12 protein-coding genes, 1 tRNA gene and 3 pseudogenes are annotated in these 19,669 nt (G+C 70.3%); 8 read left to right on the top strand and 8 right to left on the bottom strand.

Going from position 1 to position 19,669, the window contains the following annotated elements; genetic code table 11:
• Positions 1-184: 184 nt before the first annotated feature.
• Both AMIR_RS22685 and AMIR_RS22680 read left to right on the top strand, forming a co-directional pair.
• The gene (locus tag AMIR_RS22685; RefSeq protein WP_015803284.1) at positions 185-1,381 is read left to right on the top strand and encodes a hypothetical protein; all 1,197 of its coding nucleotides are present in this window, start codon (positions 185-187) and stop codon (positions 1,379-1,381) included.
• A gap of 129 nt (positions 1,382-1,510) precedes the next feature.
• On the top strand, positions 1,511-1,753 hold the full coding sequence (locus AMIR_RS22680) for a hypothetical protein (RefSeq protein ID WP_041836948.1): 243 nt from the start codon (positions 1,511-1,513) through the stop codon (positions 1,751-1,753).
• Here AMIR_RS22680 and AMIR_RS22675 read toward each other — a convergent pair.
• The 4 genes from AMIR_RS22675 to AMIR_RS22660 form a co-directional block, all read right to left on the bottom strand.
• Positions 1,743-3,167 carry a hypothetical protein gene (locus AMIR_RS22675; RefSeq protein ID WP_015803282.1) on the bottom strand — a complete coding sequence of 475 codons (1,425 nt, stop codon included), beginning with the start codon at positions 3,165-3,167 and terminating at the stop codon, positions 1,743-1,745. The genes AMIR_RS22680 and AMIR_RS22675 overlap by 11 nt on opposite strands.
• Before the next feature lie 665 nt (positions 3,168-3,832).
• Positions 3,833-4,876, bottom strand: coding sequence for a hypothetical protein (locus AMIR_RS22670; protein WP_049796938.1), 1,044 nt, complete (start codon positions 4,874-4,876; stop codon positions 3,833-3,835).
• 174 nt (positions 4,877-5,050) lie between these two features.
• On the bottom strand, positions 5,051-6,277 hold the full coding sequence (locus tag AMIR_RS22665; protein ID WP_015803280.1) for a helix-turn-helix transcriptional regulator: 1,227 nt from the start codon (positions 6,275-6,277) through the stop codon (positions 5,051-5,053).
• Between the two features lie 210 nt (positions 6,278-6,487).
• Positions 6,488-7,579 (bottom strand): IS630 family transposase, encoded by a 1,092-nt coding sequence (locus AMIR_RS22660; protein WP_015803279.1) that lies wholly within the window; start codon positions 7,577-7,579, stop codon positions 6,488-6,490.
• Between the two features lie 902 nt (positions 7,580-8,481).
• Here AMIR_RS22660 and AMIR_RS22655 point away from each other — a divergent pair.
• Positions 8,482-9,072: pseudogene (locus AMIR_RS22655) on the top strand (replication protein RepA); the annotation flags it as partial.
• Between the two features lie 236 nt (positions 9,073-9,308).
• Positions 9,309-9,500: pseudogene (locus AMIR_RS42210) on the top strand (NUDIX domain-containing protein); the annotation flags it as partial.
• 270 nt (positions 9,501-9,770) lie between these two features.
• On the opposite strand, the gene AMIR_RS42205 reads toward AMIR_RS42210, so the two are convergent.
• Positions 9,771-10,649 (bottom strand): hypothetical protein, encoded by an 879-nt coding sequence (locus AMIR_RS42205; protein WP_015803278.1) that lies wholly within the window; start codon positions 10,647-10,649, stop codon positions 9,771-9,773.
• Positions 10,650-11,035: 386 nt separating this feature from the next.
• Between AMIR_RS42205 and AMIR_RS22645 the strand changes: the two genes are divergently transcribed.
• From AMIR_RS22645 to AMIR_RS43270, 4 genes and pseudogenes are all read left to right on the top strand, one after another.
• Positions 11,036-14,410, top strand: coding sequence for a polymorphic toxin type 44 domain-containing protein (locus tag AMIR_RS22645; RefSeq protein ID WP_187313438.1), 3,375 nt, complete (start codon positions 11,036-11,038; stop codon positions 14,408-14,410).
• Between the two features lie 40 nt (positions 14,411-14,450).
• Entirely contained in the window at positions 14,451-16,496 is a 2,046-nt protein-coding gene (locus AMIR_RS22640) for an FG-GAP-like repeat-containing protein (protein ID WP_041836946.1), read from the top strand.
• Between the two features lie 122 nt (positions 16,497-16,618).
• Positions 16,619-17,125 (top strand): transposase, encoded by a 507-nt coding sequence (locus AMIR_RS22635; protein WP_280956301.1) that lies wholly within the window; start codon positions 16,619-16,621, stop codon positions 17,123-17,125.
• Positions 17,126-17,261: 136 nt separating this feature from the next.
• A pseudogene (locus tag AMIR_RS43270) lies at positions 17,262-17,465 on the top strand (helix-turn-helix domain-containing protein); the annotation flags it as partial.
• 83 nt (positions 17,466-17,548) lie between these two features.
• Here the strand turns inward: AMIR_RS43270 and AMIR_RS22630 are convergent.
• The 3 genes from AMIR_RS22630 to AMIR_RS22620 form a co-directional block, all read right to left on the bottom strand.
• Positions 17,549-18,622, bottom strand: a complete 1,074-nt coding sequence (locus tag AMIR_RS22630) for a tyrosine-type recombinase/integrase (protein WP_015803275.1) — start codon at positions 18,620-18,622, stop codon at positions 17,549-17,551.
• Complete coding sequence (locus AMIR_RS22625; RefSeq protein WP_245554537.1) at positions 18,619-19,260, bottom strand: hypothetical protein; 642 nt, start codon at positions 19,258-19,260, stop codon at positions 18,619-18,621. Before AMIR_RS22625 ends, AMIR_RS22630 begins: the two co-directional genes overlap by 4 nt.
• Before the next feature lie 115 nt (positions 19,261-19,375).
• Positions 19,376-19,458: transfer RNA gene (locus AMIR_RS22620), tRNA-Leu, on the bottom strand.
• Positions 19,459-19,669: the final 211 nt, after the last annotated feature.

Genomic DNA, 19,669 nt, shown 5'->3' with positions numbered 1-19,669 from the left:
ATGTCAAGCGACAGATTGACATATCGGCGAGGGGTGGAGCGGAAGTGCGGGAGCTGCGACCGAGACCCGCACGGCGTGCGGACGGCACGGGCGTGGTTCACGCCCGTGCCCCGTCACGGGCAACCGCCCGCTGCTCCTGGACAGGTTGCCGAAATGGTGGCCGTGACGTGGAGGTGTGCCGTATATGAGTGAGCGACAGGACGACACCGGGCGGACCGGGGCCCCTTTGCCCGAGGGCTGGTACGACGAGCTCGCGGAAACGAGGGCGACGTACGAGGGCATCGAGGGCGGGGCCGAATACGAGCAGACGCTCATCGGGCGGGACCCGGTCGAGGTGGCGCTCAACGGCGTGGGCAGCACGCTGCTGTCGCGCCTGGCAGACCCCGTGGAGCGATACCGGACGGTGGCGCAGTTCAGCGATCGGCTTCCGGGCACCCTGGAGATGGTGCGGGCGTCGTCCGTGATGCAACTGGTCCACGACCCCGCCTGGGGGCTCAGCGTGGCGCAGGCGGCCGAACGGCTCGGAATCACCCGCCAGCGCGCCTACGCGCTGCTCAACGACAACGGGCACGACACCCCCCGACAGGCCAGCCAGGACCCCGACCGGGTTCAAAACGACCCTGGTCACCGACTGGGGGTGTTCCTGGGAGTCGTGGACGCGCTGGCCGCCACACTCGATCCCCAGCAGACGAGAAGGATCGGGATCGAGATCGACAAGCTGACCTTCGACGCGAACCTCGCGCCACAGCGGACGTTCACGTCCGTGGAGCGGGCAATCCAGCGGCGCCTGAGCCGGTACCGCCTGAAAGGCAAAGCCCTCGGCCTGAGCAAGGAGCTGGAGCACGCCACAGCGGACGTGGGCAAGCTGCCGAGCACCTTGACCCCGGATCAGCAAATGAAGCTGCTGATCATGCGAAACCAGACCAGGATACGCCTGCTCGCCAGCAACATTCCGGCCCCCGACACGCAGGCGCGTGAGGCGCGCGTCCCGACGCCCGACGAGCACGCGAAGGCCGAGGCGGTCTTCGCAGCAGCGGGCGTGGACACCGAGATGGCCGAGGCGATCACCACCGTGCTCGACCGATTGGCGTTGGAGCTCAACACCAACGGCGGCGGGGTCATGGGCCAGACCACCGTGAACGTCCTGACCGCGCTCAGATGGCTGATCACCGCCCCGGACGACGGCCACCCGCGGGGCGACACCGAAAGCAGAGCAGCCCAGGTAACCAGGATCATCCGCGAGAACCTGCCTGAGCTGCCCGTGAGCAACAAACTCAAGTCCCATGCCGCCGGGGACGCGGTGCTACGCCTGCGCGAGCTGGCCCGCCAACGGTTGCTGCCAGCGGACTCCAAGGAGCCACACCGGAGCGGAGGGGCCTGAGACGCGAAAACCCCGATCCGGCGCAGGACACTCCACGCACTTGTGCGGTCACCGCCACGTCGGGACCCGTGTTCCTGGGGGCGGCACGCCCCCTCGCCCCCAGGAAGGCCCTCCTACCGCACGAGTCGCATGAGCATGACCGGGTTCCCCGCGCACCAGCGGCAGGCGGTGCCGGACGTGCTGGAGGCTCACGACGCCGCACAGCTGGTCATGGCCACCGGAACGGGCGGGCCGCTGTACGAGACGGGTCCGATAACTCCGGACCGCATGGCGGTGAACAGCCTTTTTCTCGCCGTCCTCCGGCCTGGGCGTCGCAGGTTCCCGGCCGCGACGGGCGAGTCCGGGGTGCTGTCCGGACCGATCAGGCCGTGACCTCCTCCGGCTCGGCGGCGGGAGGCTCCGGCAGGGTGTACCCCTCGGCTTGCAACGTCTCCGCGAGCGCGGCGTAGTAGTAGCTCCCGTCATCATCCAGCGGCAGCATGGTCAGGAACTCCCCGAACAACGTGATCCGCTCGTGGCCCAGGCGTTTGGTGGCGTGGAAGAGTTCCACGGCGGCGTTCGGCATGGGGTGGGAGTAGTAGCACTCGCAGTTCCCGCCCCATGCCCGAAGCGCGGCGTGCAGGCTGTCGAGGTCTAGGAACCGCGCGTGCCTGACCAACGCCTGCCCAGCGAAGCCTCCGGTGGAAAAACTCCTTGCCTTCTTCAGCGTGGACACCACCACCTGCACGAAATGGTGGGCCGGCCGGTCGGAGGCCGCCAACATCTTCCGGTCTTGGGGGAGCTCGTTAAACTGGTTCTCCAACTCGGGCAGCCGTGCCCGCGCCTGGTCGCTGCCGGTCAGGCTCAGCACTCGGAGCAGTGCGCTCAACCCCTTCCAGGCATCGGCGAAGTTGCCTGGGAGCCGCTTGTTCACGTCCAGGTCGGCCACCAGCGCCTTGAGGTGGTCGTGCTGGTCGGCGGGCAGGCTGTCCCAGAAGAAGTCCTGGTCGCCTAGGCGCCCCAGCGCCCTCAGCTTCTGCTCCGCATCGAGCCCGGCGAACTTGCCCATGCCTTTCGCCGTCGCGGCACGGGCCGATTCTCGGTCGCGCGAGGCGAAAAGCAGCAGCGCCTTGGCCATCCGGTCCGCGCACTCGTCCTCGGGTAGCCGCCCATCGGTGGCCCCTTCGCACAGGGCGTGTTTCGCCGCCACCTCGATGATCTGCCTCCGGGTCCTGCCGCGGAGCCGGTCGTGGAAGTTCGCCAGCAGATGCGCCTCGGAGAGCACGAAACGCGCGTCGCACACGTGGTCGATGAACCGGTCGAACAGGCGGTTGCCTCCCAGCGGAGGGTGGGTCAGCAGCAGGGTCAACGCGGTGACCAGGTGGGCGCGGGCGGTCTCCTCACCGGGGTCGTGTACCGCGTTGTCGTTGTTCAGGGAGGTGTGCACGCACAGGTTGCGGTCCTCGCGGATGCGGTTGAGCATTCGCGCGCCGACCTTGTCGAGCAGCTCGAACTCCACCGCCTTGTCCAGCAAGGTCTTTTCGATGCCCTGCATGGCGCTGATCCCGGACCCGTCCAGCCCTTGCTGCTGGGCCTGGCGCAGTTGATCGCGGAACCTCCTTGCTCCCGGGTCGTCCTCCTCGGCCAGCCACACGATCTTGGCGACGATGTCGGTGATCACTGCCGTCCAGGTCGCGGTGACGGCGGACCGGTGGACACCGGCCTGGTAGCAGCGCCAGGCGTCCTGGGCGAGCAGCCGGACCTGCGAGTCGGGCACCTGGTCGATCATCATTTCCACATCGCGCACGCCGCCATCCTGCCCGCCCGCCTGCCCGATGACCGCGCTCCTGGTGGATGTGGCGGTGATCTTTACTCACCTGCGGCGCGCTTCGCTCCCGTTATGGGCGGTATCGCCCGCGTCGGCTACCGGCCGTCCTCCTCCGGTGACAGCACACCGCTCGCCCCCTCCTCCAGGATCTGGCTCTGCCGGGCGACGCGGTGACGGCGTGCAGGTCCGGCATCGCGGCCTTCTAGCATGGTCGGGCCCGTGCGGACGCCGCACTGTGCGGGGAGAAGGTGTTTTCCCGCCGACGCGGGGGTGAGAAAGGCCCTGCTGCGAGGCGGGCAGTGGGGCTGCGCTCGCGGCCGCCGGAGAGATGAGCGGACCTGCCCCTACCGGGCGTCCTGCGAGCAGTTCATGCAGCACAGCGGCCTCGACCCGGACGAGCACCGGACACTGTTCGAGTGGGCCTGCCGGGAAGGTGTGTCGGTGCGTTGTACCGGATCGCAGCAACCGCCGACCGGCTTCCTGTGGAGCGATCGGCGTGAGGACCCGCCGCAGTACACCATCGCCGACCTGCAGCTGTGGTGGGAGCTGGAGGCCGTGAGGACTGGTGCTCGATGCCGCACTCCCGCATATCGCCTCAGACCGGCACAAGCTGACCGGAGACCGCGCGCCGTCACCGCCGCCTTTCAGGCGACCGCGTGGACGCGGGCGGCCAGGCCGTCCAGCCCTGGCATGGCCGCCCTGCGCGACGAGGCAAGCAGGTCGGACACCAGTTCCCGCACCGCGGTGCGGGTGCGGACCTCGCCGGGGGCGAACCGCTCGGCGGTCAGCAGCGTCCGGTAGGCCATGTCCGGCTTGCCCCACATCATGTAGGCCGAGGCCGCGTCGACCAGCACCCGCCCCCGCCGCTCCGCGGTGGGGAACGCGGACAGCGGCAGGCTGTTGGCGTGCGCGAGCGCGGTCCCGGCGTCGCCCAGCAGGTGCGCGGCGGAGACCCGGTGGCTGACCAGGTTGGCCAGCGCCCCTGGGCGGCGTGGGTCCTCGCCGAGCCTGTCCACGGTCTCGGCGCCCTGGGCGAGCAGGTCGACGGCGTCCGCGCGGTGCCCGGCGCGGGCGGCGGCGTAGGAGGCCGAGCAGTACAGGCTCGACAACATCACCAGATGCCCTGGGCGCGTGGTGGCGGCCAGGTCGTCGGCGGCGGCCAGGGTCAGCGCCTGGGCGCGGTCGTGGTCGCCGGTGCGGCGCACGGCCGAGGCGATCAGGCGTCGGGCCTCGGCCAGCAGCAGCGGGTCCTCCCCCTCGCGCGCGGCGCGCTGGGCGCGGTCGGCGGCCACCCACTCCAGCCCCGACACCTCCAGCTTGATCAGCGCCCTGCAGGTCAGGGCGTAGGCGGTGGCCAAGGCCCTGGCGGCGGCAGGGTCGGGTCTGGATGCGGCGGTGGCCTCGGCCGCGTCCACCAGCGCGGGCAACTGCTCGGCGAGGGCGAGGTAGTCGCTGGCGGCGAACCGGTCGCGCGCGGCCGTCGCCAGCCGTGCGAGCCGGTCGACACCGACGGGGGGTGTGCGGACGGTGGTCGCGGTGGTGCCGAGCAGCAGTTCGTGCAGCCGTTCGCGCAGCACCAGCGCCGGGTCGACCGCGACGGCGTTGTGCGTGGCGGCGTCGGCTGCCGTGGGGAAGGCGAGCGTGCCGCCGGTCAGGGCGGCGGCACGCAGGAACACGCGGCGGTGCACCGGGGCGATGACGGCCTCCTCGGACGCTGGGGAGGGGACCGGTGCCAGCCTAAGGGCCTCGCGCCGCCCCGGCACGTCCCCGGACCGGCAGCGGCACCCCGTTCGGCATCGGTAAAAACGCCCAGGATGTTGCTGTTTGGAAAGGGCGCTTGTCCAGGCGGTGTCGGAGCGGGCTCAGCGCGGACCGTCGCCTTGCAGGATCGTGTGCAGGGCGCGGGCCTGCTCGCCGCGGGGGTGTCGTGCAATGACCCGGTGGGCGAGCGTGGTGATCCTGGGTCGGTCCAGGACCTCGGCGGGGGCGTGTCGGTGTGCTGCGAGCAGGGCTGCGACGGCGTGGCCTGGTCGGTCGTGCTGGGACCAGGCGCGGGCCAGGTCGATGTGCAGCCGGGCGCGGCGTTCGGGGGTGGGGAACTGGTCGGGGCTCAGGCCGTGGGCGGTGTGCAGCGCCTTGCCGGACTCGCCCAGCGCCCAGTGCACGCCCACCCGGTACAGGCGCACCTGCGCCGTGGTGGGGGTGGAGCCGCCCAGGATGGCCACCGGCGGGGCGGTGGCGGGAAGGGCGCGGTGGGCGTGCTCGGCCTCGGCGAGCAGTTCCAGCGCGGTGGGGCGGTCCCCGGCCTGGGCTGCGGTGTAGGCGCTGCTGCACAGCATCTGCACGTAGACTGTCCACCCGGCGGGATCAGCGGGGCCGATGGCCTGCAGGCCGTCCAGGGTGTCGAGGGTGACCTGCTCGGCCAGCGCGGCGCGGCCTTCGTGGCGCAGCACGATGCTCTGCGCCCGCACGGCCAGCGCCTGCGCGGTGGGCGAGCCGGACAGGCGGGCGTGGGTGACCGCGCGGTCGGCGGCGCGGCTGCTGTGCTCGTGGGCGCCGACCTTGTCCAGGGTGTGGGTGGCCAACTGGTAGCAGGAGGACAGCGCCCGGTGGCCGTGTCGGTCGCCGTCGACGAGGTCGTGGGCGGCGGAGAGCAGGGTGGGCAGGGCCTGGACCAGGCGGGCGTGCCGGCCCTGGTCGAACAGGGCGCGGCCGCGTTCCAGCAGGGCTGCCACGGTGGTCGGGGAGTTGCGTGCCGGTGGCGCGGGCAGGCGGATGAGGGCGTCGCCGACGCCGGTGAGCAGTCCGGCGGACATGGCGCCGCCGGTCAGTGTCAGGAATGCCCTGCGGTCCACGTCGCCCTCATCTCCGCTCGTCCGCCCTGCTGGGACGGTAGCGAGTCCGAGCAGGGCGGGCGGGATGCGGTGGCAGGTGGCCAGGTTCCGCAGCGTGTCGAGGTCCACCGGCCCGCCCTGCTCGATCCGGGCCAGCGCCCAGCGGGAGAGGCCCGCGGGCTTGCCGAACTCGGCCTGGCTGCTGCGTTGTCGTAACCGGGCTGCCCTGAGGACCTCGCCGACGGACGGTGCCATCGGCAGAGCAGACCAGACCACCGGGTCGGGCGGCTACTCCCGTCCAGGTGAACCGTGCCCTGCCCACAGGACCACCCGTCCGGGCGTACCCGTGTGGACGGTGTCCCGGCGGCGGCACCGGGTGGCGCGGGGGCGTGTCAAGAGGGGGCGCGCGATTCGCGCACCGTGCGCGCGCGACGCGCGGCCGAGTCCGCGTGCACGGCCGGGTTCCTAGTCTCCTGAGTCAGGAATTCTGTTCAGATATCCGGCGAGGCGTTCGAGGATCTGGTCTGCGGTTCTGGTCCAAACGTAGGGCTTCGGGTTGCTGTTCCAGGCGGCGATCCAGTCGCGAATGTCGGTCTCCAGCGCCTGAACCGAGGTGTGGACGCCTCGTCGGAGTCGTTTCGTGGTCAGTTCGGCGAACCAGCGCTCGACCAGGTTCAGCCACGAGGAGCCGGTCGGGGTGAAGTGCAGGTGGAACCTGGGATGGGAGACCAGCCACCGTTTGACCGCCGGGGTCTTGTGGGTGGCGTAGTTGTCGCAGACCAGATGGACCTCAAGCCCCGCAGGCACTTCCTTGTCCAGTGTGGACAGAAAGGCTTTGAACTCCTCCGTGCGGTGGCGGCGATTGAGCGAGCCGATCACCTTCCCGGTGGCCACGTCGAGCGCGGCGAACAGGGTGGTGGTCCCGTTCCTGACGTAGTCGGCGGTCTGCCGTTCGGGGACTGCGGGCATCATGGGCAGCACCGGCTGGGACCGGTCAAGCGCCTGGATCTGTGACTTCTCGTCGACGCAGAACACCAGGGCGCGCTCGGGCGGGTCGAGGTAGAGGCCGACCACGTCGTACACCTTGTCCACGAAATACGGGTCGGTGGACAGCTTGAACGTCTCGACACGGTGCGGTTGCAGGCCGAACGCGCGCCAGATCCGGGACACCGTCGACTGCGACAGGCCGGTCCGCTCGGCCATCGACCGGGTGGACCAGTGGGTCGCGTTGTCCGGCCTGCGCTCCAGCGTCGCGGCGACCAGCTCGGCGACCTGCCCGTCATCGATCCTGCGCGGACCGCCCGACCGGGGCATGTCGCCCAAACCCGCGATCCGGTACCGCAGGAACCGGGCCCGCCACCGGCCCACCGCGTGCGGCGTGGAACCCAACCGGGCGGCCACGTCCTTGTTCGTCGCGCCCTCCGCGCACGCCAGCACGATCCGACACCGCAACGCCCACGCCTGCGGCGTCGACCGACGCCGCACCCAGCCCTCCAACGCCGCCCGCTCGTCCTGGCCCAACACCAACTCGGCCTTCGGTCGCCCTGTGCGCGCCATCAACCCAGCCTACATCTGAACAGAATTCCTGACTCAGGACACTAGTTGACGGATTCGGTGGCGGGAAGCCCCGGAGGGAGCACCATAGGCGTGGCTGTTGACGGCCATCGGCCACGTTTCCCCAGGTCGGCGCCGAGTGTCCGACAGCTTGCTCCGGACGCCGACAGCACCACCGACAAGTAGGTCCGGACACCAACAAGTTCCCTTGGACAGGACAGCGTGTCCTGTCCGGACGAAGTTGGCGGATGTGGGTGGCGCTGACCTGGGGTCCGCCAACTAGGTGCGGACACCTTGCCGTTCGACTGACCGGACCTAGTTGGCGGAATTGGCGGACGTGAGCCACGTGGGGCGGGCTGGAGGCCAAGGCTATGCGGCCACCCCGCAGGGTTTTCCCAGGTCGCCGACCCGCAGTCGCTCGGTGCCCGCCATGTATTCCGGACGCCCGCCAACCGGCCCGCCAACTGTGCCTGACTCCGCCAACTTCGCCCGGACAGGACACCTGAGCTGCGCAAACCCGGACATTGGTCCCTCTCTTATGCGTAGTGATCCCCCTCCTATGCGTGAAATCCCCCCGCATCCGTCCCCTTCGTATGCGTGGACGTCCCTCCGGCGAGACGGGTTGTCCACAGCCGCAGGGCGTGGTCCCTCTCTTATGCGTGGACAACCAGGCGATCGGGGCGTCCGGGCCCGGATCCGCAACCTGGTCGTTCCCCTTCTTATGCGTGGACAACCAAGTGACCCGCTACGGGCGGCACCGCCACCTCGTCGAATTGCGCAGGCGTATCCCCAGCTCAAGGGCCCCGTCCGACGATCATCCCCTTCTTATGCGTAACACTCCGTGACCGTTCCGTGCGGGGATGTGACATTCCCGGTCGCCGGGCCCGGCGAGTCGCTACCTCGGTGCAGCGGGGCGGATCTCTACCGGCGGCAAGAACGGCACTATCACCAGGGTCAAGGAACAGGCCAACCGCCTGTTCAACTCCACCATCACCATGCACTGGACCGGCGACACCGAGCGGCGCAACGTCGGGTTCAACCTGTCCATCGCCAAGGCGTGGTCGGTCGACCTTGGCGATGGTCCACCCGGCCAGGGATCGCTGTTCCCCTCCTACGTCCGGCTCGCCACCGACTTCTTCGAGGAGATCCTCAAGAGCCCGGTGCCGGTGGACCTGCGTGTGGTGCGGGAGCTGGGCTCGGCGGCCGAGATCGACCTCTACGCCTGGCTGACCTATAAGGCGTACTCCCTCACCAGGCCCTACACCCACTCCTGGGAGGAGATCGACCGGCAGTTCGGCTACCAGTTCCCCGACACCGCCAAGGGCCGCTACAAGCTCAAGGAGGCCATCACCGCGGCGCTGCGCAAGGTGCTGTTGGTCTACCCCGAGGCCAACGTCGAGCCCACCCCCGCTGGGCTGCTCCTGCGCCCCAGCCTGACCTCGGTTCCCTTCAAGGGCATCCACGAGCTACGGACTCCGCGCACTCCGTCGAAGTGACACCCCGCCCGCCGAACCGCACTCTCTGGCGCAACCGACGGCGCGTCGGCAGGTTATGCCTTCCCAGGCTGCTCTCTCGTCGGTCGTGGCCTCGACGGGGTCCGAAGGACACGGGCGATGTGCAGGTCGCGGCTGGCCCAGGAAAGTCGTCGTTTCGCATTCGCGGGCACCTCGGACACGACCGGCACGGCACACTGACCCGTACCCAGTCGCCGCACCCACGAGGAGAAGACCTGATGAGCGCATCCGCACGCCAGGTCGTGCGCCGTTCGGCGCGAGCGCTGCTGGTGGACGACGAGCAGCGCTTGGTGCTGATCGAGCGCGTCAAGCCGGGTCAGCCGGTGTACTGGACCGCCCCCGGTGGGGGTGTCGAGGAGGGGGAGAGCAGCGTCGCGGCGTTGGAGCGCGAGCTGGTTGAGGAGTTGGGCGCCCACCACGACGCGGTCCAGCCCCCCACGCGGCCTGCTCGCAGTGCGGGACTCCCCCTGCCCTTGCGGATAGCGCCCACCTGCGGTTTTCTCATCCACCCTGGTCCTGCGCGCACGGGACGCCCTCGATGCGGCGGCCGTGTCGTGGGGTCGGTGGACTTCCCACGTCAGCGTGCCCGTCGGCGAACACGCGCTCCCGGCGCGGCCGCCATGCCCGCCGAGCCCCGTCCCCGGTCGCGGGGCGTCCGGTCGGCTGCGCCAGGCCCGTCCTTATCCGAGGCCGCGGGCGGCGATCAGCGGCCGCACCCTCTCCAACACCAGCGGCGCGAGTTCCGGGTAACGGCCGTGTCCGGCGTGGCGCAGGATCCGGGAGGCGACATGGACCAACGCGGTGTGCCCGGCCGCCGTGTCGAGCACGTCGGCGAACTGCGCCCACACGCGTTCGGCCGTCTCGGGCACGCGCAGCGCGAACAGGTACAGCGTCGCGGCGTCGGTCCCGACCGGGGCCACGCCCCACAACTCCCAGTCCAGCAGGGCGCAGTCGGGGCCGATCAGGTTGGCCCAGTGCAGATCCCCGTGCTGGGTGGCGAACCCGACCGGGGCGAACGCGGCGGCGACCCGCTCGCCGAACACCTCCCGGACCCCGGTGCCCGCACGACACGCGAACCGGGAGGTGCTCGTCCGCGTGATCGCGGTGACGCCGCGCCGCAGCGCAGCCCACCACCGCTCAGGCATCGCTGGCGGGGCACGCAACTCGTCATCCGCTGAGCAGGCCCGGCCTGCCAGCAGCGTGGTCGCGTCGGCCCGCACGCACCGCCGCTGCCCACCGCGCGTCCAGTCGGTGGTGCTCCACTCCATGCCGGCCAGCACCCGTGGTCGGGGCACGCCCCGCACGGCCCGCGAGTCCGGGATGCCGGTCCAGAACGCGCCCACGACCGGGGCGCGGACCCAGCGCTCCAACCCGGTGCCCACCCGCAACCAGCATCGGGTCCCGCGGGCGTCCAGGGCCGGGACGCCCGCCGACCGCAACCGCCATCCGTAGCGCGGCGGCACCTCGCCCAGGACGAGACCGAACCTGCCGGCGGCACGCCCGAGCGCTTGCCGCAACCACCGCCGAAATTGCTCGTCGGCCTGGTCGGTCTCGTCCACGACCCTGTGTTCGAGGCCAGAACGTTCGACTCGATCGCCAGTGAGAACAGCGAGCAGAGGTACCTCCGCCGGCGGTACCCGGAGAGCCTCTGCCGAAGTTGAATCATCGAGTTCGTGCCGGTTCCAGTAGTTGCATGGGGTCGGTCTGGGCGACAAACGTCTCCGCGGGGGTGGGGGCACCTTCATAACGATGCCGGGCGGTCGGTGCACGACCTGTCTCCGCCGTACCGGCCCAGCGCCAAGCGACTCACACGGGGGCGATCGTGATGCCGTACCGGCGGTATCTGCTCGTGGCGTTGATCCTCACCTCGTCCTTGTCGGCGCTTCCGCCCCCACTGGCTGCGGCACAGCAGACGGCGGCGGCTACCAGAGCGGACCGAGAACGGGTGCTCCTGTCACTGAGCCGGGGAGGGGCGGAGCAGTCTCGCCAGGCCGAGACGGCACTGGCAGGCGGCGACGCGGACATCGAGGCGTTCCTAGACGGCGGAGAAGCAGCTGCCGCTGCCGTCGACGAACGGACGCGGACCGAACAGGTGATGAGCCAGGGCGGCCCGGCGACACGGCAAGCCGGGGCAGCCGCGCTCGCCGGATCGCCCGCCGACGTGCGTGCCTTCCTTGCCACCGGCTGGACGGCACCCATGACCAGCGACATGCGTATCCGGGTCTCACAGATCATGGCCGATGGCGGGCCGGTACTGCGCGCCAAGGCGCAGGAGGCGCTGACGGCGGGCGACGAGGCGATCCTGCGGTTCGTCGAGGTCGGGCAGCACGCAGCGCGCGAGGACGACGACCGGGTTCGCATCACGCAGATCATGGCCGTAGGCGGAATGGCAACCAGGGAAGCCGCCCAGCGCGCGCTGCAGGGCGAGGCAGAGGATCTGCGCGAGTTCCTGATCACTGGTCAGCACGTGGCCCGCGCCCGCGACGAGGAGCTGGCCACCGTGCAGCAGCTCACCGACCAGGCCGCCGAGGCGGGCCGCATCGCCACCGAGGAGACCCGGCTCGCCGAGGAGCAGTCGGCGCTCGCCGTCGAGGCAGCCCGGCTGGCGAAGCTGGCGGCCGAACGGGCAGCAGCAGAAACCGCTGCGGCACAGCAAGCTGCAGGCAAAGCCGCCGCAGCGGCGGCGCGTGCGGCGGACGCGGCGACCAGGGCGGCGTCCGCCGCGAGAGTGGCGACCGACGCCGCTGCGGCGGCGAACCGGGCTGCCCGGTCGGCGACGACTGCGGCGGCCCGTGCGGCGCAACTGGCAGCCTCAGCCGGGCAGGCCGCTGCGGTCGCCTACGGTGCCGCGTCGGCCGCCGCCACCGACGCGAGCCAGGCGAGCGCAGCCCGGAGGGCCGCCGAGCAGGCTCGGCTGCTGGCACAGACCGCCCGGTTGGCCGCACATGCAGCCGGGGCCGCCGGTGACGCCGCCAACGCCGCGAACGCGGCGGCCTCGGCGGCCGCCAGCGCTGGGCGCAACGCCGACGCGGCCGCGAACGCCGCCGCCGAAGCGGGTAACTACTCGCATGCCGCAGGTGCTGAAGCAGACCGGGCACGGGCCCAGGCTGCTGAGGCGAAGCGCCAGGCAGCCTCCGCTGTCCGGGCGGCAGGCACGGCGGGCACCTGGGCACAGCGGGCCGTGACTGCCGCCAGGGAGTCCAAGACCGCAGCCCTGGAAGCGGCAACCCGCGCGGAAGCTGCTGCGGCAGCCGCAGAAGAAGCCGCCGCGCACGCGGGCGAAGCAGCACAGGCGGCGGCACGGGCGACCGCGCACGCCGAAGCCGCCGCGACCGCCGCCGCGGATGCCACTGCTGCGGCCGACCGGGCCGCCGCCGTGGAACAGGCGGCCAGGGAGGCCGAGACGGCCCGGCTGGCCGAGGCGACCGCGCAGGCGATGAGCGAAGCAGAGGCAGCGAAGGCAGCGTCGGCCGGGTCCGCGCCGATTCCCTGGGACACACTGGAGTCCGACCGGGTCGATCAGCAGACGAACATGCTGCTGGCCGCCGCGTCCGCAGCGGGTGCCACCGACGAGACCGTGCTGGGCAACGGCCGCCGCGCGGCGGTCCGACTGCTCCGGTCAGGTGGCCCTTGGACGCGGGCGGCGGCGGCCGAGGCTGTGGTCGGCGATGTGGCCGGGATGCGGCAGTGGTTGGCGGCGACCCTGCCTTCCGCTGCCGAGCAGGACGACCGGGCACGGGTGGCGCACCTGGCAGCGACCGGGACCCCTGCCGCGCTGCGCACTGCGGCGACGGCGGCGCTGACGGGCTCTGGCGAGGACGTGCGTGCCTTCCTGCGTACCCGGTCCTACAGCGGGAAGGAGACCGACGACAGGATCGCGGTGTCCCAGGCGATGGCGGCGGGTGGCGCGGCGGTGCGGGCCGCCGCGCAGACGGCTTTGCGCGGTACGGCGGCCGAGGTGGACGCGTTCCTGCGGATCGGACTGGCGGCCGCGAGGGAGACCGACGACCGCATCCAGACATCCCAGGTGATGGCGGCCGGTGGTGCCGAGGTGAAGGCGGCGGGGCAGGTGGCGCTCGCAGGTCCGCCTTCCTATCTGCGCGTTTACCTGGAGGTGGGGCAGCACAAGGCCCGGCAGCGCGACCTGGAAGCCGCCACTCACGTGACCAGGGTGCGCGGACTGACGGCCGAGGCCGCGAGGATAGCCGCGACGGCGCGGGCGAACGCGGCTGAGGCGGCACGGGTGGCGGCCGTCGCCCGGCAGGCGGCCGCCGAGGCAGCCGAGCACTCTGCAAGGGCGCAGGCTGCGGCCAACCAGGCCGCCGGGTACGCGCAGCAGGCGGCGGACTCGGCGGCGCAGGCGAAGCAGTCCGCCGATCAGGCTGCTACGGCGGCGCAGTCGGCCAGGGCAGCGGTGGCGTCGGCGCGGCAGGCAAGCGCGACGGCCGCCGCTGCGGCCGCAGCGGCGGAGAAGTCGGCGCGGCAGGCCGCCTTCACGGCAGAGGTCGCGCAGTGGGCGGCAACCAAGGCCAGGGAGTCGGCGAGCGCTGCCGGACTGGACGCCTACGCGGCGGCGCAAGCGGCGCAGGCGGCGTACGCGGCCTGGGTCGACCTCCAGCGGCGCCAGTCAGCACCGGGTGTGCCGAACTGCGAGACAGGTTGGGCGCGGCCCGACGGCGTCTGCCTGCCAACCACACCAAGCCAGGGCTCGGGACCCGAGCCGATCAACAACCCGGCCCTCCCGGCGCACGTTCACGACGGTGGCCAGGACGCACTGCAGGTCCTGCTGTACATGCTGCGCGAGATGCAGGTCAATCCGGATGACCCGGCGTTGAACGCTATCCGGGCGAACGTGAACAAGCCGTGCGTCCTCGGCCGGGAGGGCTGTCACACTGCGGCCCTGCTGTTCTTCGCCATGCTCGTCCGTCCCGACGGGCGGTGGGACCACAAGCCGATGATCCGGGGGATGCTCGGCATGGGCCCCGACGATTACTGGTACACCGATATTCCCGGCATGAACGCCGGGCTCTACATCGATGTCTGGTCCAACATCCACTACGGGTACATCGGGCACCTCGTCGGTTTCACCGAGAGTGATCTCCAGTTCTACCCGAGGCTCACGGGAATCTCAGGCCGCAACGACCAGGCTGACGTGATCACCATTCAGATCGGCATCGACCTCGCGAAGCGGTACCGGCCTGAGGAGCTGACCCCGGAGGTCCTCACCCAGGCGATCATGGCCAAACTCCCCGCGCTTGCCGCAGCCACCGATGGCCACGTCCGCCCGTTCCGCAACCAACCGCAGTCGAACCAAACCTGATCAGGGGGAGATCGTGAGATTGGCGCAAGCACTCGCTGCTGTGGTCGTGCTGGTCACCGCCTCGGTGACCAGCACGCCGGGGATGGCCGCAGCCGCCGAGCCGTCCTCCTTGGTGGAGGACTTTGCCTACCCCGGCGCCGCGCAGATCCTCGCCGAGCACGGCGTCAAGGTGGTGACCGGAGACGGACGTATCCGCTTCGCCCCGGACTGCGCCGCCTCGGCGGACCTGTTCGAGGTGTGGCACCTCACCGAGGCTGGTGTGGGGAGGAAGACCTGCTTCTCACTGAGTGGTCCGCGTGGCTTCCTCACCCTCGAGATCCCGAGGGCCTACCTGGTCTGGGGTGGGGCGCACCGGATCGTGGTCACCTCCACCGCCGAGGGGCGGACCACGACGACCACGGTGGCTCCCGGTGCGGCGGAGCCGCTCGGCACAGGTGGCGCGGTCAACACCGTGCTGGAGTTGCGCGCCAACGGCGAACCAGGCACGGCGCCGGGTGAACCGGGACCGTTCCCCTTCGCGGTTCGGGTGGAGACCGCAGGCCGCGCATGCGCCGGTGCGCTGGTGGCCAGGGAGTGGGTCGCCACCGCCACCTCCTGCTTCGGCGGCGGCACGATCGGTGAGGGACCGCCGCCGCGACCGTCCACTGTCGTGGTCGGACGTTCCGATCTGGACCGCCTGGGCGGCCACGAGCGGGCGGTGGTGAAGCTGGTGCCGCGCAGCGACCGGGACCTGACGCTGGCCAAGCTGGACCGGCCGGTCACCGAGGTCGTGCCGGTTCCGCTCGCCAGGCTGCCGCTCACTACCGGCCAGCCCATCCGGGGCCTGGGCTACGGCCGGAGCGCAAGCGACTGGACAGGTCGACGATTGGTCGACCGGGCCCTCGGGGTCGGGGCCGTCGCCGCCACGACGGTGAACCTGAACGGCGACCCGCTTTGCAAGGGCGACGCGGGTGCACCGCTGCTGCGGGCTGGCGAACTGGTCGGAGTGGCGGTTGCCTCGTCCCAGGCAGGCTGCGTGGGCGAGGCCGGTGGTGAGCCCGCCGCGGTCGCGGCTCGCATTGACGACCTGGCGGGCTGGGTAGTGCGAACGGTGACGACGCCATCCAGGTTGGGTGCATTCTACAACTACATCGGCAGTAGCACCGGGTTGTGGATGTTCGACGACGTCACCGGCACGGGCGGTTCCCGGTTGGCGTGGAGCAGCGGAGGAGCCAATAGCTGGGACTGGACCCGCACCAAGGCAGTCTCCGGCGATTTCGACGCCGACGGACGCAACGAGATCGTCGCCTTCTACGACTATGGCGGAGGTCGGACTACGGTCTTCTTCTTCGACGGCGTCGAGGGTGTCACCACCCCGGTGAAGGTGTGGGAGTCACCTGCCGGGACCTGGGAGTGGCCGAGGATGAACCCGGTGTCAGGCGACTTCGACGGGGACGGTCGAGACGAGATCGCGGTCTTCTACGACTACGGCTCGGGTAACACCGCCGTCTGGCTCTTCGTCGGACTTGATCGGACAGCGAGTGCTCGAATGGTCTGGAACTCCGGGCTCGGTACCTGGGAGTGGAATCGGATTAAACCGGTGGCCAGTGACTTCGACGGGGACGGTCGAGACGAGATCGCGGCGTTCTACGACTACTCCAGCGGCTCAACCGGGCTGTGGATCTTCGACGAGGTGGCGAACGCGGTGACCACCCGGAATCCGTGGAGGACGGCGAGCGGAATGTGGGAGTGGGGGCGGACCTACCCGGTCGCCGCCGACTTCGACGGGGATGGCCGTGCCGAGATCGCCGCGTTCTACGACTACGGCAACACCTCGCTCGCGGTGTGGCTGTTCGACGACGTCGGTGGTACACCGGCTGCTCGGATGACTTGGAGCGCCAACGGATGGGAAGCCGGGAGGATGAAGCTGGCCGCCGGAGACTTCGACGCCGACGGGCGAGGTGATATCGCGGTTCTCTACAACGAGGGCAGCTCACGCACGACCTTGCGGGCCTTCACGAACGTCGACGGTGCGGTGAGCGTGCGCACCACCTGGGATTCCGGCATCGGCACCTGGGAGTGGGCCCGAACCCTGGCGACCGCCTAGTGCGCTGACCACGAAGGTCCACCGGGTTGAGGACACGCCGGTCAACATACTGGACTCCTGACCCGTGTTGATCTCACGCTCGATGGCGACCTGGTCGTTGTCGAGCGTGATGACCGGGCGGGCTGCGCTCGGATGCCGCGACGCCCGGCCGGTCCTGGGCGCCGGAGGGGCGCACACCGATCGTGCGGGTGACCGGGAAACGACTGCGGGTCAACGTCATGTCCGCCGTCGCCTCACGGGGCGCGCTGTGGTTCACCGTGATCACCGAGCGGTTCACCGCACCGGTGTTCACCGCGTTCCTCCACCGCGGACCGCGTCGCCTGCCAGGCGGGCCGGAAGGTGCACGTGATCACCGACCGGCATCCGGTGCACCGCACAAGGCGGTCCGCGCCTGGCTGGAGGCCAACGCCGAGCGGGTCGAGCTGCACCTGACGCCCGGCTACAGCCCCGAGCTGAACCCCGACGAGCTGCGGAGCGCCGACCTCAAACGCAACGTCAACGCGTCCCGCGCGCACAACCTCGACCGACTCGCCCACGAGCCCCGACGCTTCCTACGTCGACGCCAACGCCGGCCACACATCGCCCGCGGCTCCTTCCAGACACAGCACGTCCGCTACGCCACCATGTAGGCAACCGAACACTTTCGACTCAATAACAAGGGGAACGCGGCAAGGGGGTACAGCAATGCGGCGCAACGACGAACAAACGTACGGCTGATCCGGACGGCACGGCGAGCACGAGCCTCTCTGCCAGGTCAGCGAGGTCGCGGAGTTGCTCCGGGTGCCCAGACAGACCGTCTACCGCGCCATCAACGACGGCGAACTGCCCGCAGTCCGCATCCGCAAACTCGTACCTGAATCGGCGGTTACAGCGGCGCTGCGACGCGCAACGACGGCCGGCGGGACAAGTCCCAACACGCAGAACTCCGAAGAAACGCTCGCACCGACGACAGAGAACGTCACCGAGTAACTCCCAGCAGCGCAGCAAAGCCTACCGACAGCCGGACAGCATGGTCCGGGGCGGCGGTGAACACCGCCGCCCCAGACCACACGTCACCCGTTGCCGCTGTCGAACAGCCCGGTCGGCGTACTCAGGGCCAGCGGGTGCGGCTCGCCGGTCAGCACGGACAGCGCGGTGGCGACCTCCTCCAGGTCGGCTTTCGTGTAGACCGCGATCGCGCCGGGCTTGGCGTCGCTGCCGGGTCGGTGACCGGCGTAGGCGCGGGCCACCGCCTCGCCGAAGTTGCGTTCCACCCATTTCAGTGTGGTGTGCCGCAACCAGTGCGTGGAGATGTTCTGCGTGCGTACCGGCTCGACGTGCTCGCGCAGCCGGTCCCACAGCCCGTCGTAGCGCCGGGAGGTCAACGGCTTGCCGTTGTGGTAGCGCAGCACCTTGCTGGTCGGCTCACGCGCCCCGCGATGGTAGGCATGATCCACCAGGTGCGTCATCAGCGTCGGCGACACCGGCTGCCACCGGCTCTGCTCTCCCTTCTCGTGCAACAGCACCAGGCGCTGCTCCTGGTCCAGGCCGTCGAGTTCCAACGCCAACGCCCCACCGCGGCGGGCGGCGGTCTCGACGTGGAACCGGATCAACAGCGCGTCCAGCGCCGGGTCGTCCCCGGTGCTGGAGGCCGCCTCGGTGACCGCCTCCAGCACCGTGTTGTTCAACCCGCGCCGCGTGGGGATCGCCCGCTTGGGCTTCTTCACCTTCCGCGTCGGATCCTGACCGACCGGGATCAGCTCGTCGTTGACGGCGAACTTGTACAGGCACCGGGTGGCGCTGAACATGTGCTCGGCCGCGCTGTGCCCACCCCGCCAGTTGCGCCGCCGCACCGCCGTCTGCCGGATGTGCCCGAACAACCACGTCAGATCCGAGGCGGGCAACTCGTCCAACCGGCGCTCGGGCCACAGCGCCACCAACCTGTTCCAGTAGGTGCTGTACAGCTTGCGCGTGCCCTCGCCCACCAACCCCGACACCACCGGCACCCACTGGGCGAACGTGGGCACCTCCCGCGGCGGCGCGGCCGGCTGCGAGGCCACCAACGCCTCCGGCGACACTCCCAACAGCGCCAGCACCTGACGCGCCTTCTCCAACTCCGCCGCACTCGGCCCGGCCCGGTCCGTCACGACGCATCACCCGCAGCACCGTCACCGGGCCCATCGACCTGTACCCGTGCCGGACCAGGGGCGGTTGCGGCACCCTCGGCGTCGAACGGCCGCGACGCCACCACCACCTGACGTGGATCGGGAAGGGCCTTGTCCAGCACCACCAGGCTGTGGACCACCATCGCCGCGCGCTCGGGCACCGCGACCAGCAGCACCGGATCACCGGTCTCGAACGACCACCAGCGCCGCACCGTCAGCGGAATCTGGATCAACCCGCGCCTGCTCAGCGCGAACACACCCTGGGGATTGCGCTGAAGCACCAGCGAGGACCCGTGCAACCGGATGTCCAGCCGCTCCTGCGGAACCCACCGCAACAGCGCCAACAACGGCCGGTTGGCCAACCGGCCACGGTCGTCGAAGCGCGCCAGGGCATAACGCGGCCGATCCCGCACACTCAACGGCCCCAGCTCCCGAACCGAAGGCGCGGGCGTGCGCCGCTTGTCCAGAATCCGATTCTGCGGAGCAGGTGGTGATAATTGCCCGACCTCGGCCGACGCGGCCTTGTCGGTCGGCACGCCGGAAACACCGCCTGGATTTCCAGAACGGTTCCGACGGGAATTGGTGCCCGGTAGAAGACCGGCGATGACCTTGTCAGTCACGACCACCACCGCTTGGAGCAGTAGAGGCCGTGCCAACCACTTGAACACCCGATCGGCAATTGCGATCGGCTATCTGAACTGGTGTTATTGGACGGGGATCCAACACACGATCTTGTGACCGAGGGGGGACTTGAACCCCCACCCTCTTTCGAGGACTAGCACCTCAAGCTAGCGCGTCTGCCATTCCGCCACCCGGTCTCGGCTCTCGCCGTGGTGTGTGCATAGATTACATGACCACCTCTGCTGAACAAAATCCAGGGGTCTGGCGCCATGTTTGTGCAGGTCACGGCCTTGTTAGGTGGGTTGGGGGATTTCTTGTGCGGGGGTGGGCCCTGGGGGTGGGAGGGTGGGCTTCTAGTGGTGGGCCTTGGGGGTGGTGGCCTTTCACTCGGATGGCTGGGAAGTTCGG

Source organism: Actinosynnema mirum DSM 43827 (genome assembly GCF_000023245.1).
GTDB classification, from domain to species: domain Bacteria; phylum Actinomycetota; class Actinomycetes; order Mycobacteriales; family Pseudonocardiaceae; genus Actinosynnema; species Actinosynnema mirum.
Note: the sequence above shows the minus strand (reverse complement) of the source record. Positions and strands in the feature narration are given on the sequence as shown.